17 protein-coding genes and 1 pseudogene are annotated in these 16,611 nt (G+C 42.0%); 4 read left to right on the top strand and 14 right to left on the bottom strand.

Going from position 1 to position 16,611, the window contains the following annotated elements:
- The first annotated feature begins 27 nt into the window (after positions 1–27).
- Entirely contained in the window at positions 28–417 is a 390-nt protein-coding gene (locus tag AYR53_RS04945) for a hypothetical protein (RefSeq protein WP_068225708.1), read from the top strand.
- A gap of 122 nt (positions 418–539) precedes the next feature.
- On the opposite strand, the gene AYR53_RS04940 is transcribed toward AYR53_RS04945, so the two are convergent.
- A complete protein-coding gene (locus tag AYR53_RS04940) occupies positions 540–1,700 on the bottom strand; it encodes a pyridoxal phosphate-dependent aminotransferase (RefSeq protein ID WP_068225709.1) in 1,161 nt (386 codons plus the stop codon).
- Positions 1,701–1,920: 220 nt separating this feature from the next.
- Here AYR53_RS04940 and AYR53_RS04935 point away from each other — a divergent pair, with 220 nt between their 5' ends.
- Positions 1,921–2,562, top strand: a complete 642-nt coding sequence (locus AYR53_RS04935; RefSeq protein WP_068225710.1) for an SDR family oxidoreductase — start codon at positions 1,921–1,923, stop codon at positions 2,560–2,562.
- Between the two features lie 133 nt (positions 2,563–2,695).
- On the opposite strand, the gene AYR53_RS04930 is transcribed toward AYR53_RS04935, so the two are convergent.
- Entirely contained in the window at positions 2,696–3,217 is a 522-nt protein-coding gene (locus AYR53_RS04930) for a PadR family transcriptional regulator (protein WP_068225711.1), read from the bottom strand.
- Between the two features lie 385 nt (positions 3,218–3,602).
- Between AYR53_RS04930 and AYR53_RS04925 the strand changes: the two genes are divergently transcribed.
- Positions 3,603–4,943: an Nramp family divalent metal transporter gene (locus AYR53_RS04925; RefSeq protein WP_068226262.1), complete on the top strand. Its 1,341-nt coding sequence runs from the start codon at positions 3,603–3,605 to the stop codon at positions 4,941–4,943.
- A 79-nt stretch (positions 4,944–5,022) separates the two neighbouring features.
- On the opposite strand, the gene AYR53_RS04920 is transcribed toward AYR53_RS04925, so the two are convergent.
- The 12 genes and pseudogenes from AYR53_RS04920 to AYR53_RS04870 form a co-directional block, all read right to left on the bottom strand.
- Positions 5,023–5,838, bottom strand: a complete 816-nt coding sequence (locus AYR53_RS04920) for a Cof-type HAD-IIB family hydrolase (RefSeq protein WP_068225712.1) — start codon at positions 5,836–5,838, stop codon at positions 5,023–5,025.
- Between the two features lie 240 nt (positions 5,839–6,078).
- Complete coding sequence (locus AYR53_RS13860) at positions 6,079–6,213, bottom strand: hypothetical protein (RefSeq protein WP_257749635.1); 135 nt, start codon at positions 6,211–6,213, stop codon at positions 6,079–6,081.
- A gap of 194 nt (positions 6,214–6,407) precedes the next feature.
- Positions 6,408–7,082 carry an ABC transporter ATP-binding protein gene (locus AYR53_RS04915; RefSeq protein WP_068225713.1) on the bottom strand — a complete coding sequence of 225 codons (675 nt, stop codon included), beginning with the start codon at positions 7,080–7,082 and terminating at the stop codon, positions 6,408–6,410.
- On the bottom strand, positions 7,079–8,149 hold the full coding sequence (locus AYR53_RS04910) for an FtsX-like permease family protein (RefSeq protein WP_068281218.1): 1,071 nt from the start codon (positions 8,147–8,149) through the stop codon (positions 7,079–7,081). Before AYR53_RS04910 ends, AYR53_RS04915 begins: the two co-directional genes overlap by 4 nt.
- Before the next feature lie 97 nt (positions 8,150–8,246).
- A complete protein-coding gene (locus tag AYR53_RS04905; protein ID WP_068225715.1) occupies positions 8,247–9,617 on the bottom strand; it encodes a HAMP domain-containing sensor histidine kinase in 1,371 nt (456 codons plus the stop codon).
- The gene (locus tag AYR53_RS04900) at positions 9,614–10,285 is read right to left on the bottom strand and encodes a response regulator transcription factor (protein WP_068225716.1); all 672 of its coding nucleotides are present in this window, start codon (positions 10,283–10,285) and stop codon (positions 9,614–9,616) included. Before AYR53_RS04900 ends, AYR53_RS04905 begins: the two co-directional genes overlap by 4 nt.
- A gap of 153 nt (positions 10,286–10,438) precedes the next feature.
- Complete coding sequence (locus AYR53_RS04895; RefSeq protein ID WP_068225717.1) at positions 10,439–10,990, bottom strand: ferritin-like domain-containing protein; 552 nt, start codon at positions 10,988–10,990, stop codon at positions 10,439–10,441.
- Positions 10,991–11,005: 15 nt separating this feature from the next.
- Positions 11,006–11,236, bottom strand: coding sequence for a heavy-metal-associated domain-containing protein (locus AYR53_RS04890; protein WP_068225718.1), 231 nt, complete (start codon positions 11,234–11,236; stop codon positions 11,006–11,008).
- A gap of 93 nt (positions 11,237–11,329) precedes the next feature.
- The gene (locus tag AYR53_RS04885) at positions 11,330–13,240 is read right to left on the bottom strand and encodes a heavy metal translocating P-type ATPase (RefSeq protein ID WP_068281219.1); all 1,911 of its coding nucleotides are present in this window, start codon (positions 13,238–13,240) and stop codon (positions 11,330–11,332) included.
- Positions 13,241–13,952: 712 nt separating this feature from the next.
- Positions 13,953–14,309, bottom strand: a complete 357-nt coding sequence (locus AYR53_RS04880) for a fluoride efflux transporter FluC (RefSeq protein WP_068281220.1) — start codon at positions 14,307–14,309, stop codon at positions 13,953–13,955.
- A 144-nt stretch (positions 14,310–14,453) separates the two neighbouring features.
- The gene (locus tag AYR53_RS04875) at positions 14,454–14,822 is read right to left on the bottom strand and encodes a fluoride efflux transporter FluC (RefSeq protein ID WP_068225721.1); all 369 of its coding nucleotides are present in this window, start codon (positions 14,820–14,822) and stop codon (positions 14,454–14,456) included.
- A pseudogene (locus AYR53_RS04870) lies at positions 14,815–15,111 on the bottom strand (DUF190 domain-containing protein); the annotation flags it as partial. The gene AYR53_RS04875 and the pseudogene AYR53_RS04870, both read right to left, overlap by 8 nt.
- Before the next feature lie 141 nt (positions 15,112–15,252).
- On the opposite strand from AYR53_RS04870, the gene AYR53_RS04865 reads away from it, so the two are divergent.
- On the top strand, positions 15,253–16,611 hold the full coding sequence (locus tag AYR53_RS04865) for an IS4 family transposase (protein ID WP_056973869.1): 1,359 nt from the start codon (positions 15,253–15,255) through the stop codon (positions 16,609–16,611).

The following is a 16,611-nucleotide window of genomic DNA, read 5'->3' as shown; positions in this document are numbered from 1 at the left end:
TAAAAGTAAGCGGAAGGAGGCCCACGAATGCTAAATTTATTAACTGACGAGCAGTACACGCTCGCCGAAGAAATTATTTTTGATCGTGTCAGTATTGAATATCGCCGGCAGTTAACCGAGAAAGGTCAGTTTTTTCTTGCTGAAAGCAGCGATGAAACCCAACCCGATTCGCAGCTATTCACTGATATTACCGAGGAAATCCTGCGTAAATGTTTTAAAAAGGATGATGATGCGGCAATCGAACCAGATTACCACGATGAACAACTTCAAATTCACCACTTAATCAGCCACTTTTTGAACAGTTTCACTAACCATTTAGTTCAAGTTGACCAAGAAAACAACGCAACCAGTTACTACACCAATGATTTCACGGTTAGAACAGTCGCCGCCTACGATCGTAAATATCATCTAAATTAAAAAATAACAACTTAAATTGGCCCTAAATTCAGTCGGATTAACTGAATTTAGGGCCAATTTTAAGTTGTATTTTAAAGTGCACTCAACTTTTGTGTGATGTGCCAACCTACAACCCACTTTTACTAGTGTTTTCCCACGTAGGCCTGTAGCTTAGTAACTGCTTTTTGTAGATTTTCCATACTAGCAGCGTAACTAATTCGAACGTAGCCTTCCCCACCAGGACCAAAGGAAATTCCGGGAATTAGTGCTAACTTTTCAGTTTTGGCCAAATCACGAACAAAATCCCAGGACTTTTGCGGACAATTAGCGGGAATTTTAGCAAATAAATAAAAGGCGCCATCTGGTCGTGCCATTTTAAAGCCCAACGGTTGCAACGCAGAGATCAAATAATCACGCCGCTTCTTATACTCTACAGCCATAATGGCACTATCACTCTGGCCATGTTTAACGGCCTCTAAAGCTGCTGCCTGCACCATTGTCGTCGGCGCTGTTACCATGTACTGGTGTGCCTTAACCATCTGTTCAACAAAATTCGTTGGCGCCAGCACAAAGCCTAAGCGCCAGCCGGTCATGGCGTGTGATTTAGAAAGGCCGTTCACCATAATAACTTGATCAGGAATATAGCTGGCCAGTGATGTGTGTGGTTCAGAATAAGATAATTCGCCATAAATCTCATCACTCAGCACCCAAAGTTGGTGGGCCTTAATTACCTTGGCTAGCCCTGCTAACTCGGCTGAACTATAAGTAACGCCAGTCGGATTACTTGGATAATTTAAAACTAACGCCTTAACGGTTTTGTCGCCCTGAGCCTGAATCGCTGCTTCCAGACGCTGCGGCGTTAAAACAAAACCATCTGCACTAGTATCAATGAAAACAGGTGTAGCGTGATTGAGCTGGGTATCGGGTATATAAATTGGAAAAATTGGTGTTGGAATCAAGACAACATCATCTGGATTCAATAAGGTCTGTAATGCAGCCGCAATGCCTTCAGTTGCCCCCACCGTTGTAATCACATTTTCGCCTGAATAATTTAATTTAAATTTAGCATTATAGTATTCAGCGGCTGCCTGGCGTAATTCTGGTGTGCCTGGATTAGGCGTATAATGGGATTCATTATTTTCAATTGCCTTAATTCCAGCCTGCTTAACGTGTTCAGGCGTATTAAAATCTGGTTCACCTAAAGTTAGTTTCAACATTCCTGGAATCTGGCTAACTTCATTATCAAACTGGCGAATATCTGAAACTGCAATTGACTTGACCACTTCATTAAAATCTTCGCGCAAAATTTTCTCCCCACTTTCAAAGCTAATTCTAATTTAATTATACCTGTTCAGCAGAAATTTTTCATTTATTCCATTATTAATCGGAATGTCAGAAACTACGTAAACTTTTTGTGCAGCAGCGACAACTATTATTTGAATAAGTTAAAAAGTGTCTTCAGTTGCATAATGTAACTTTTAGTATTACAGTTAATTTGAAATCAAATTGAAGGGAAGTTTTTTTATGAGCAACGTTTTAATTTTAGGTGCCGCAGGTAAAATTGCACGTTTAGCAACCCAATTATTTTTAGATCGTACTGATGACAAGTTAACCCTTTATTTGCGTCGTGCCAACCGTTTAACGGCCACTGATGAGCAACGGGAAAAGCTGATCGACGGTGATACCATTGATGAAGCCAAATTGACTGCGGCCGTAAAAGGACAAGACGTTGTTTACGCCAACCTTGCTGGCGCCAATATTGAAGCTCAGGCCAAAAGTGTCGTTAAGGCAATGGATGCCGCTAACATTAAACGGCTAATTTGGATTTCGACACTCGGTATTTACGATGAAGTTCCGGGTAAATTCGGCCAATGGAACCACCAAATGCTTGACGGTGGTTACCTCGAAACCTACGCTGCCGCAGCCAAAGTCATCGAAGCTTCCGATCTAGATTACACAATCGTTCGCCCAGCCTGGTTAACTAATACAGACGAAATCGACTATGAATTAACTCAAAAAGGTGAGCCATTTAAAGGTACTGAGGTATCCCGGAAGAGCATTGCCGACCTTGTCGTTAAATTAACCCAAGACCCAACGCAAGAAGTTCACCACTCAATTGGCGTTAACAAAGCAAATACCGATGGTGCCAAACCTGCTTGGTATTAAAATTTAATTTAGTTAATTCAAAAAAGAGTTCAACCAAAAAGTAGATCACGGTTGAACCCTTTTTCTATACTTGTCCTTTTTAATCGGCTAAAATGATGCTTAGTATTGTTTGTTAGCCTTTAGATACTTAAATTTACCGATTGCTTTTTTCTTTTACGTTCTGGTACCAATTGATTTCTGCCTGTTGCACCTGCAATTTGTGTGTTAACAGCTCCGCGGCCAAACCAGCTGTTGGTGCCTCCTTGATTGCGACTGCTAGTACTAAACAATCGGCCTTCAACTGACTAATATGTTGCGTTAGTGCCGCTTGCAAAACAGTTGGTTCAATTTGGTCGGCAAATAGCAAACCAACCTTTGATGGTGATTGGCCCTTGTCTGGTTGTTTCAAATACTGGACGCTTAAGGCCGCAAAGGTTTGTTTACCCTGTGCTGTAATCTGGTAACTTGTTTTGCTGACAAAGGCATTTTTAGTCGGTGAGTAAGCAACAACTTCGATATCACCTGCTGCCTCTAATGCATCTACGTTGTAATAAAACGAACCCTTTGTTACTGTAATAAACGCATCGTAGTGGCGCTTCTTAACTAACTGCAATAATTCGTACGGGTAACTAATACCATTTTGGGCCAGTAGACCCAAGATTAATAACTTAATCATTTTTCACAACTCCTTAAGCCGGAAGCGTTTGGCAAAGTGTTTAGATTCCAAGGATTGGCCACAGGAATCTGCCTTTCCAAACACGACCTATGTGTAAAGTCTATGTTAAGTTTAATCAAACCTAAACACAAGCTTGAATTCGCTTCGTTGATATTAAACTGTAATCCTTTAAAAAAAACTTAGGTATGGTTAACTTTAATCCAATAACTATTGACTTTTTTCAAAAAAAGCTTATGATAATAGTCGCAGTAAGTGAGTAATCAATTGCTTACTTTCGATTGAAGGCCTAGGAGAACGCACTCAATTCTAAGCCAATAGAAAAGAGGGAAACATTTTGAAAAATAAAGAAAAATCGGCATCAACTGAACCGAAGAAACACGAAAAGATTTTTGATTCGACTAGTTCAAATCAGCAGTCTTTATCTGAGGTTAACGGGAGTATTGACGTTCCTGAAAATGCAGGTTACTGGCGAACCTTACTCGCTTACACAGGGCCTGGTGCGCTAGTCGCCGTTGGTTATATGGATCCCGGTAACTGGATTACATCAATCGCCGGTGGTGCACAATTCAAGTACGTATTGATCAGCGTCATTTTACTTTCTAGTTTAATTGCGATGTTGTTACAGGCAATGGCCGCTCGGTTAGGCATTGTAACTGGGCGCGATCTTGCGCAATTAACCCGTGAGCGAACTTCAAAATCAGTCGGAACCATACTTTGGATCATTACTGAGTTAGCCATTATGGCGACTGATATTGCGGAGATCATTGGGTCAGCGATTGCTATCGAATTACTCTTTGGCTTTCCGCTGATCGTCGGTATTATCATCACCGGTTTTGACGTTTTAATCTTGCTATTATTAATGAAAATGGGCTTCCGCAAAATCGAAGCCATTGTTGCGACATTAGTTGCAGTTATTCTCTTTGTTTTCTTATATGAAGTTATTCTGGCTCAGCCAAACGTCCCAGAAATCTTCCGCGGCTTTATCCCGACCACCCAGATTGTAACGAATAAATCAATGTTGTATTTAGCACTTGGTATTGTTGGAGCGACAGTTATGCCCCATAACTTATACCTTGGTTCGTCAATTTCGCAAACACGGCACATTGACCGCAAAAACGAAAAACACGTTGCTAAATCAATTCGTTTCACGGTTGCTGATTCAAATATTCAGCTAACCGTCGCTTTCGTTGTTAACTGTTTGCTCTTAATCCTTGGCGCTGCTTTATTCTATGGCACACACAGTGATCTCGGACGCTTCGTTGATCTATACCACGCACTTGGTGATAAAAAAATCGTTGGTGCAATTGCCAGTCCTGTGCTCAGCATGCTATTCGCTGTTGCGCTGCTATCTTCTGGTCAAAGTTCAACGATTACTGGTACACTCTCAGGGCAAATCATTATGGAAGGCTTCATTCATTTGAAGATGCCACTTTGGGCACAACGTTTAATCACCCGGCTACTTTCAATTACGCCAGTTTTAATCTTTGCCATTTACTATCATGGTAATGAGGCCAAAATTGAAAACCTCCTGACTTTCTCGCAGGTTTTCCTTAGTGTTGCGCTACCGTTTGCGATGGTTCCCCTAGTTATGTTCACCAGTAATAAAGAACTAATGGGACCCTTCGCCAACCGCCCCTGGGTTAAATGGACCGCTTGGATAATCGCTGTTGTCCTGATTGTTCTAAACATTTATTTAATCCTTCAAACACTTGGCGTTGTGGCTTAACATTTGAAATTTGATAATAATAAGCACCACTAAAAAATGAGGTTACGGCAGAATTCACTTTTGTCGTAACCCCATTTTTTTATTCATTTACCTGCGTTAAAACTTGATCAATGACATCAAATACTCCCGCGGAATTATTATCCAAATTAGTCACAAAACTAGCCTGTGCCTTTAACTCTGGCCGCGCATTTTTCATCGCATAGCCGTAGTGAGCATGCTGCAACATTTCCGCATCATTTAGATTATCACCAAAGGCCATCACCTGATTAGGATTCAGCTGCCAATAGTCTTCTAACAACGCCAGCGCCGTTCCTTTATTAACCACCGTCGGAATAATATCAATACTGCCAAAGCCACTTGGTGTTGCCTGAAACTCAGTCGGCAAAATCTGCTTTAAATACCGGGCGTTCGGTGCTACCTTGGCGTGTTCACTAATCAAATTTACCTTATATATTTCATCTTGAACGGCGGCCAGATCTGAAACAAATTTGATATTACTGAAGTAATACTGCATCTCCGGATCATCGCTTAGACGGTCGCCCTTTTCCATGTAGTTACCATTACGGCCAGATAAATTAATCGAACTATCCGCGAACGCAGGATCATGCGTTAAACGCTGGAGAACCATCGTTAGTTGTGGCTGTGGCAATGGTTCAGCATCGATCACTTGATTACGGTGCATAATAAGGCCACCATTTTCGGAAATAAAGGTGTTAACCGGCGATTTTTCTTTAAAAATATCTTGTAAATGGTGGTATTGATTGCCACTCGCCACGACGAAATGAATACCAAACTGTTGCATTTGCTTTAATTGTTGATTAAAACGTTCGACAGGATACTCGTTTTGATCATTTAAAAATGTGCCATCAATATCAGTTGCAATTAATTTAATCAAGAAAGCTCCTCCTAAATGTTTTAAGGATTATTTTACGTTAGCACCGTAAAATCTTAGTTACGGAGGATGTCCATTCTCCTTGCGCGAACTACGCGTACTCGAAACATGGCTCCTCCTAAATTCTCTAAGGGCTATTTTATGTTACCACCCAAACTATTTCTTTAACCAGTATTATTAAAGCGATTACAAATAAGTAAAAAATAAAAAATGCCCACCCAAAAAGATAGACATCTAACGTACTTATTTGCTTTCTTGTGCTTCCCGTTCTTTTAAGAAGTCCAAAACAGCTTTTGTGCTTTTAGCCTTTTTATCACGGTTCTTATGGTTTGTTGGGCGGCGGTTATTACCGACACCAGTATGGTTATTTTGTGCCATTCTGCAACCCTCCTCTCACAATCTTCTAAACTACCTCACTATTAGCAAGACAATAACTGCTCCTATCATATCAATTTAATTCGGCTTTGACAACTTAAAATTAAATTCTTATTTTATTTACAGTCAAAATTACGTGGAATCCGCGAGTAGGCAGTATCTAGTTAAGCCCTCTGCTGGCCATTTTCAAACACACTTTAGTCCTTTTTCTTCAAAACACCATCTTCAATTTGATAAACGGTATCAACCAAATCCAGCACACGTTCATCGTGGGTGACCATGACGGCCGCCTTATGATTTGCGTGAACTTCATCGCGTAACATCGTCACAACCTCACGACCACGTTTTGAATCCAAACTAGCAGTTGGTTCATCGGCCAAAATAAGTTGGGGATCATTCATTAGCGCCCGGGCAATTGCCACCCGCTGCCGCTCACCACCAGATAAGGCAGCTGGATATTGTTGCAATCGATTGGCTAATTCAAGGTGAGTCAGCAAGTCCTGAGCACGTTGTTCCTGCCCCTTTCGCTTTGCTAACACACTCATGTAGCGTAATTGATCCATAACCGTCAGGTAAGGAATTAGCTCTGAATTTTGGAAAATAAAACCAATTTGTTCCAAACGTATTTTGGTCCACTGTTTTTGCGATAATTGAGTAATTTCTTGCCCCGCCAGATAAACTTGACCTTCACTTGGCCGTAAAAGCGCACCGGCGATGGATAGAAAAGTACTTTTACCGGCACCACTAGGTCCTACCACTGCTGCAAATTCTCCAGGCTTAACGGCCAAGGAAACTTCCCGTAATACTTCAATCCGTGCGTCCCCATCTTGATAATACTTAACGACGTTGGTCAATTTCAATGTTTCAGTCATTCGCCAGCACCTCCAATCGCTGTATTCGGATCTACTCGGGCAACCTTAACCAGTGACACCACCGCACTTAAAACAGCAACGACAACAAAGATCAGGCTCGTCGTTAGTATAATCTGGCCGGAAATAATGAACGGCATCGCTGCTGGCATCACCTGTGCTAGGGCCGCAACAACAATATCGGCAATGATGACTGCTAAGAGTGCAACAACACCAATTTCACCGATCAAATAACGTGCCAGATAACTCGTTTTGGTTCCTAAAGCCTTTAAAACGCCAAATTCGCGGATCTTTTGAATCGTAATGACGTAGAAGAAAACGGCCAGAACAACGACGGAAATAATGTAAAGAAAGGCAATTATCATATCTAAAGAACCTTGCTCGGCCGAATATCCCGGCACGTTTTGAATAATTGCTTCTTTCGACACTAAGTTTGCTCCGGCCAATTTAGGCTTGGTGGTTGTTGTTTGTTTAACCGCCAATGCACTGACAGTTTGCGTTTCTTGCGGCATCATTTTTTGCCATTGATTGGGTGTCACGTAAACAACCGGCGTGTGGGAATAGGTCATCGCCGTGGTGAAACCAATAATTTTTAACGTCACACCACTTTGACTGTCCTTGAATTTTTGGCCCAAACGATAGCCGGAAGCCTTTAATTTATCACTAACAACCACGCCAGTAGTATTTAGGGTCTGGCCACTAACACTTTTTGGCGCGATAAAACTTCCTTGTTTAACCACAAAATAGGCCATATCCGTTTTTTTAGCGGCGTCTTTTGCCCTTTGAATCGTTCCTTGCTGAATCGTTAACGGTGTTGCCTGCTTAAATTTCTTAGCAAGCTGCTGCGCCTTAGTCTTCGTCAAAGTTGAACGACTAAAACGATTTTCTGCTCCCTTTTGTAAAACATAGCCACTTGCCGGACTTTCAGAAATTGCAGCGCCATTGTCACTAGCCAATCCAGCGGCTAGTCCAGTAATGAAAAGAACTAAAAAGACGATTAAAAAGATAATCAGACTGATTAGCCCAAATTTCAGTTTAGCGTGGCGCAAATCACGTAATGCTAAAAACATCTGCATCTACTCCTCTTTTTGTATTGATAAGATTACTATAAAGAGGAAGTATGAACTGAATATGAACAAGTGATTACAAAGCGTATTTTAATTGAGCTTACCGCTTTAAAGGTAACGAAACACAAAAAGAAGTTACTTCAGGCGTTGATTTAACGGAAATTTGACCGCCATGTATTGTGACAATTTCCTGGGCGATTGCCAGACCCAATCCGCTATGGGTCGTCCCACGAGTTTGATCGGCCCGATAAAAACGATCAAATAAATGTGCCTGAATAGCTGGCGGAATTTGTGCTCCTTGATTACTTATTTCGACTTGAAGCGTTTCTGCTTTTACTTGTTGCGTGATTGAAATAGTACTGCCCACTGGTGCGTAACGAATGGCGTTGGTTAACAAATTTTGCCAAACCTGAAACAAAAGATCGGCGTTCCCTAGCACAATGGCTTCAACTAAATGTGTGCTCACTAGTAAGTCCTTTTCGTCTAATTGAAATAAAAATGTTTGAATCACTTGGCGCAACTGTTCCGCCACTTGAATTGATTCTTTTTGCGTTAAAACTTGTTCCTGACTAACTGAAGCCAGTAAAAGCAGTTGTTTGGTTAGCGAAGATAAACGCTCAGTTTCCTGTTGAATGATTTGGAGGTACTCTGCCCGGGTGGCTGCTGGTAAATCGGATTGCTGTAATTCCTTAGCGTAACCATTTAACGCGGTTAACGGCGACTGAAGATCGTGTGAAACGTCAGCAACAAACTGATTTCGCGATGCTTCTACCTGGGCTAGTGCGGCCGTCATTTTTTTAAATGCCACAATTAGCCGCCCCAGTTCATCCCGGGAAGATACTTTAATTTCTGGCTTTTGGTAATCTCCCGCCGCAATTTTTTCCGTTGCCTTAGTTAACCGTAAGATCGGCCGCACTAGCATTCGCAGCGCAATAAAAAGTAACACTAAGGCCAGAATAACCGCTAAAACACTCAGCACCGTAAAGTAAACCCGTAATTCGCCAAATTGAACATTTGGGTCCGTTCGCAATAATAGCGCCTGCTGTCGATTCAGCCGAACACCAATCGTATCCGTAATATCACTGTCAAAAAAGCCCGTAACCAAGATTCCTTTACGAAAGGCCCGAATTCCGTGGTACGTTTGCCCGGCAAAAATGGATTGTCGTTTATTTCCCGGGAAATTTTTCTGCCGGAATTGGCGCCCGTAAAAATCAGTTTTACCATTACGGTCAATTACTGCAATCTGGTAACCACTTTTGGCAATGGTTTGTAAATACGTTTGCCGCTGTTTGATTGGTAACTGTTGGTAAAAACGACCAACCTTCTTAGTAATTGCCGTCATTTTATTATCATTGGCCGGTTGTAATCGCTGGTGATAATAGTGATTTGCACCTAAAAAAGCGAGGAAGAGACTGCTGGCAACAATGATCACGATCACTAGGACACTTTTACGGTACAACGAAGCTTTCATACCGTAACCTCCAAGCTATAGCCAACGCCCCGCATTGTTTTAATCTCGATGCCACTATTGGCTGGCAAATGACTACGGAGACGCTTGATGTGCACGTCAACCGTTCGGTCACTTCCATCGTAATCAGTGCCCCAGATGTGCTGGATCAGAGTTTCCCGGGGAAATATTTGTTGTGGTCGTGCCGCCAATTGGTATAACAACTCGAATTCCTTCAGTGGCAAATAAAGTTCTTCCCCGGCCACTTCTAAAGAATATTGTTGCCGGCTCAAACGGATTTTGCCAATCTCAATCACATTGGCCAGTAAATTATGGTAACGGCGCAATAAAGCCTGAACCCGAAATAACAATTCCCGCTCATCAAATGGTTTGGTTAAATAATCATCACAGCCAGCCGCAAAACCCTTTTGCTTATCAAAAATATCACTTTTAGCCGTTAGCATAATCACCGGTAAATCTTTCGCACGTTTAATCGCCGCGCAGGCCGCAACGCCATCCAGCTTAGGCATCATGATATCTAAAATTACCAGAACAACATCATACTGTTCAGCCAACGTAACCGCCTGTTGGCCATCGCTGGCCTCAATTGTGTCAAAGCCTGCTGCCGCTAGCTGATTACGCACTAAACGTCGCAAATCGGTATTGTCGTCCGCAATTAAAATTTGCTGCATAAATGTCCCCCCACTCGTTACGTTAATTAAAAGCGTAACCAAAAAGTAAGTCAAGCGGACAAAAAAGAGTTGCACCATAAGTTGGCACAACTCCTTAGAAAGTGTTTGTAAAATACTTTTGCTGGTATCTATCTGACTAATTAGCGCGGATATTTAATCGTCGTCATCGTCTTCTTCATCCAGGCCAGTTCGTGCGTCGTTACCAAGATAGAATTGAAGGTCACGGATATTATGATTATTAATGCCACGCAATTTGACTAGAAAGGCGGCCAACGCCGGTCGTTCTTCTTTTTCAGCCAATTTAATTGCGCGATCGATAAATAAATTTTCCGTATCGTAGTCATGCACAGTAGCGTCGACAATGGCCGTTGCTGTGAAATATTTATTCTTGCCGGATTCTTCTAGCATACTGTACTTTTGATAATCAGCAGTTGTGGATGGTGGTACTTCCCCTTCGTCTAACAAAAGGTGACCTAATTCACTGCTTAACTGTTGGCTTTGGGCCAATAATTCAGTGAACTTAGGGACCAATGAAAAACGTTCGGGCCCTTTAACGTACCACGCGGCCTGCTGTAATTTACTAGCCTGAATAACCAAATTGGACAAAATATGGCCCGTCATGGCACCAGCAGTTGGTGTGTGGTGATCAATATCTGCTTGCTTTAATTCCTGTTCAAATTTTTCATCGATTGTTAGTTCTGCCATTGTTGTTTCCTCCAGTTATTTAGGTTGTTTAACCTTGAGGCTTTGCACTTCATAGCCCAGGCGATTTACGACTGCGGCCAAATCTTCGGCCGTTGTTTGACTTTCATCAAAATCCGTCTTTACTTTACTAGCGTTAAATAAAACTTTAACGTTCTCAACACCAGTTTGTTTCTTTAATGCCCCTTCAATTTTTTGCATACATGACGGGCAAGTTAAACCATCTAATTGCATAATTGCTTTTGCCATAGTGAAAACCTCATTTCTTCTTTATTTGATTATCTATAGTATAGAACGCCTGCTTTATAAAAAAATTGATTGAAATCAAGTTTTTGCTTTTAATTAGGCGTGGGATACTTCTGATTGTTTGGTAGCTGTTTGTTGCTTAGAGCTGCGCGGTCGGTACTGAATCAGGCGCATTGCGTTAAAAATAACCACTAAGATACTGGCTTCATGAACAAACATCCCACTAGCCATGTAAATATAACCGAAGATCAAACCAATGAGTAAGAAAACAACGGTCCCAATGGCAATGACGATGTTCTCGCGAGTATTTAAAACTGTCTTTTTGGCCAAGCCATACGCGTGCACTAGTTCGGCAAAGCTGGAACGCATTAACACAATATCGGACGTTTCAACGGCGACATCCGTGCCACCGCCCATGGCAATGCCAATATCGGCGGTTGCAATTGAAGGACTATCATTGATCCCATCACCGATGAAAGCAACTGTTCGGCCGGCAACCTTAAACTGTTTAACAAATTTCACTTTATCCTCAGGCAATAAATTGGCGTGAACTTCATCAATTCCTAATTGCTCAGCAACGTAATTAGCAGTAATCTGATTGTCCCCTGTCAGCATAACCAAATGTTTAATCCCCATTTGCTTTAACTGCGCCAAGGCTGGCCGCACATTGTCCCGGACAACATCCGAGACACCGATAATCTGCTGAATGACCTGATCGACTGCCACAATCACTGTCGAGCTGCCTTCAGATTGTAATTGGTGTAAGTCAGCCAACTGTGAGGTGGTTAATTCAACCTGATTAGCAGTCATCATTTTTTGATTGCCGACTAACAACTGGTGATCAGAAACTGTGGCGCTAACCCCTTGTCCCTTGACTGTCGTGCTATTAGTGACGGCCAATTTATCAAAATCGATTTGTTTATTAGTTGCGTAATCAGTGATTGCCTTACCTAACGGATGATCCGAAAGACTCTCGATTTTAGCAACGAGCGCGGACACCTGCTTGGCATCGGCCGCGTAGTTCTTGACCGCAGAAACTTCAGTTGTTCCCTTAGTCAAGGTTCCCGTTTTGTCAAAGACTAATGTATCCACTTTGGCGAAGGTATCCACAACCTCGCCACCTTTAATCAAAACACCATTTTTGGCACCATTACCGATCCCAGCAACGTTAGAAACTGGCGCACCGATAACCAAAGCACCAGGGCAACCTAGAACCAAAACCGTGATTGCCAAACGAAAATCCCGGGAAATCAGACCAACGATTAAAGCAATTAAAATAACTGCTGGTGTGTAGTAAGTGGCAAACCGATCAATAAATTTCTCGGCATGAGATTTGGTGTCCTGAGCATCCTCAACTAACTCAATAATTTTAGCAAAAGTGGTGTCATCACCAACCTTAGTGGCACGAATCTGTAAGGTTCCGTTATCGAGAATTGTTCCAGAGAAAACGGCATCCTTTTCCCGTTTAGTCACTAGCTTTGACTCACCAGTAACACTGGCCTCATTTAAATAGCCAGCACCATCAACAATATCGCCATCAACTGGGACTTGCGCGCCAGTTTTAACCAAGACGACATCACCTTCGTCAACATCATCAACGTCCGTCTCAACCGTTGTCCCATCATCCTGAACCACTAAGGCAGTGGTTGGGGCCATTTCAGTCAACGATTTAATTGACTGGCGCGTTCTGGCCAAAGTTTTCTCTTCTAGAAAGCCGCCAAACAAGAAAAGAAAAGTAACAATTGCTGATTCATTGTACTCTTGAATGATGAAAGCACCGACTACCGCAATACTGACTAGTAATTCAATGCTGATCGTCTTAACGCGCAAAGATTCATACGCGCGAATGATAATTGGCACCGCCGCTATAATCGAAGCGATGATAAACGCCACCGTATACAATGTGTGCAACCCTAGCCAATTTGCAATAAAACCAATGGCAATTAAAATCGCCGTTGCAATCGTAATATTGTTCGTGTTCTTCTGAATAAAACGTTCAAACTTCATCTCAGTCACTCCTTTAATAAAATACCCTTATCGATTGAATGACTTTAGTATACTGAGGTTTTGTTCAGTTTAACTTGATCACCATCAAGTTTTGATCAAAATAATTTAAAAGCAGTTAATTTAAGCACAACAATGCCTAGATGGGAAGTTCAAACAGGTTTCCACTAAATGAGTTAGGTAAATACTAGTAAAGGTATTTGCCAAACGCGGCTAATGGGATGTAGCGCTCATATTTAATATATCGCTACTAAAAATAATGCTTAGACCGCTTGGCTACTGAATTCCACGTGGGCAGATTTGGTTAGGTTACACTGCGGCGCTGGCGTATGGAACGCGTGCGACTTGGACTTGCCGGACTTCGGCTTAGTCCAATCGACAACGGGAAACAAGTCCTGTTTAGCGAATATGCTCTAGTAATTAATACTTGCTAAAATTAGTTGTTAAGAATGAGCGACAGTGGCGCGTTGCCAAGCTAATTTTCTTTCCGATTAAACCCATTCGGAAAAGAAAATGGATCTTGTCAATCACGCAAGGTACTAAATGACCACAATTCGGTCATCAAGTACCTTCGACACGGCTGATACGCCAGCGCCTCCATTTCACCTTGGCAGTGATTGAACTCTGATTATTGATTAATTTAATTGTTTAGTTAGTACACAATTGAATAGGAACCACAGTTTTATGGTTGACAATGCACTAGTCAAGAACTCACCTACAGCCACCCAGCAACCCAAACACCTAAGTAGGCCAGCCCAACACCTAACACGGTAGATAATATTAAGTACTGCAGCAATGAATACCACTGTCCCCTTCGTTGAAAGATGACTAACTCGTTCATCAAAGTTGAAAAGGTGGTGAGCCCACCTAAAACACCAGTACTAAATAGTAGGTGATTAATTGAAGTGGCCGGATTAAAGCTTAATAATCCGATTAAGAAGCTGCCAACTAGATTAATCCCAAACGTTGCGATTGGGAAGCGAATATTTGCAACTCGTTTAACCCAATTACTGATTGTAAAGCGGATTACCGCTCCAATTGCCGCACCTAAATCAACCAACATAAATGCCATTTTCGCTTCCCCCTTTTTTAACGACGGCTAAAAAATTATGCCGCGTGAACCGAATACTTTTTGCAAATGTGATTGTGTTAAATTGATTGAAAGCTGCTAATAAAATTAGTTTAAAAGTACACCTAAGTACCTTTGCGATACGTGCTAATTTAAAAGTTTTCGTCCCAGTGCCATTCCAAAACTAGCCAATAAGAAACCACCGATTAATGAGGTCAGTAAATAGATTACACCTAGACCCAGTTGGTGCCGCGTTAGTAACGTTAATTCCTCTAAACTAAAACCGGAAAAGGTCGTAAATGCACCGACAAAGCCCGTACTCATACCAACGACAAGCCAATGGGGCAAGGGCCAGCGTTCCGCAATGTAAGTTGTGATAAAGGCCAGCAAAAAACTCCCAGTTAAATTAATTAATACTGTCGCAATTGGAAAATGCTGGTTAGGGATGATTGAGCTTAAGAAAAAACGTAGATCGCCACCGAGAAAGGCGAAAAAAGCAACCGCTAAACTATCCATTCACATCACCGCCATTAACTAAATCCACTGCCGTTGTAAACAAGACACCATCCGCAGCCAAAGGAGCCATAGCCGTTAATAGTGGCTGTAAGTCAACTTGAGCAACAATCGCTTCGACAACAATTGGTTCATTATGACTAAACGAAAAAACTTTTGGTCGGTGGATTTCGTGATCCTTGCCGTAGCCGGCAATTCCCCGGGTAACGGTTGCCCAGCCGACATGGTGTTTCTGCAACAAATCAAGCACATCTTCGTAGTGATCTTTTCTAAACCACTGATTATCAGCTTTAGTAAATAACTGAAACTTGAAAGCTAATAATCACGCCAAAGGCGTGTGGTTATTGGCTTTTTTGGCAAAAAAATAAACGCAAGCTCTCCTGCGTTGTATACTTTAGTCGACCAAAACCAAGATACAAAGGAGACTTACGTCATGAATATTATAAGACAAAAAAATACAGAAAACGAGCTTCACAATATTGTTCATCAATTTACTTCCCTCATTGGTCTATCTAAACTCACCAAGTTGGTGAATTATCGCCGGCATTCAGAAATCAGCTTGATGAAGGTCATTGAATGGCTGCTCACGACAAAGTTCCTGGGACGCTCGCTTTATCGAGCCCATGAAACACCTAACTTTACCAGTCGCACCGTCAGAAATAATTTGAACGATGGCCGGATCAATTGGCAACGCTTGATTTGTCAAGTTGGGAGTCATTTAATCAAGCATTTACGACCGTTTATTGACCGCCGGCGGCGGTTAGCATTGATCATTGACGATACACTCTTTTCCCGTGAGTACGCCACCCAAACCGAATTACTAGCGCGAGTCTTTGACCATGACAAACAGTTATATATTAAGGGATACCGGGCTTTAACTTTGGGTTGGAGTGACGCCAATACATTCTTACCGATCAACTTTGCATTAATGTCTTCCAAGAAGCCACAAAACGTCCTTGGAAAATCAGCTAAAACAACCGATCAACGAACAATTGCTGGCCGGAGACGTCGCCAAGCACAGCAAAAAATGAACCTCGTTTCATTGCAACTTGTCAAGCAAGCCCTCGCAAATGGCGTTCTAGCTGACTATGTGTTATTTGATAGCTGGTATAGCTCACCAAAAATGTTCTATGAATTAACCAAGTTGGGATTAAACGGCGTGGGCATGCTTAAACGGTCCAGCAAAATTTACTATCAATATCGCGGACGGCAATATTCAGTTAAAGCATTATACAAGCGACTGCAGGCCTCAAAATATCAACCCAAGCAAGCTTATCAATACAGCTGCTTTGTCGAAGCGCACGTCGGGAACCAAAAATTCAAGCTTCGCTTGGTATTTGTGGCTAATCGGGCCCGTCAAGATGACTACCTAGTACTGGCAACGACTCAGTTAGGCCTTCAGCCACAAGAGATCATTCAACTATACGCCCGAAGATGGCAAATTGAGAATTACTTTAAAGTTGCCAAGCAATACTTGCGGCTCGACAAATCACAAGTTCAAAATTATGACGGGCTTTGTGGGCATTTAGCAATTGTCATGATGACTTATGACCTATTAGCTTGGCAGGAACGGCAAAATCAGGATGATCGCACCATTGGGGATTTATTCTTTATAATGAACGAAGCCATGCCAGATATTGAGTTGTCTCAAGCACTGGTATGGCTTCTAAATTCGTTAAAAACGATTATTAATCATGAAGTTTATGCAAGAAGAGCCCAAATTATTCAGATGATGAATCAGTTCTTCACATTTTTGCCGAAACGGTTAGTTTCGCTGTTAACAGCAAGCTAA

Source organism: Loigolactobacillus backii, from assembly GCF_001663675.1.
Taxonomy (GTDB): Bacteria; Bacillota; Bacilli; order Lactobacillales; family Lactobacillaceae; genus Loigolactobacillus; species Loigolactobacillus backii.
Note: the sequence above shows the minus strand (reverse complement) of the source record. Positions and strands in the feature narration are given on the sequence as shown.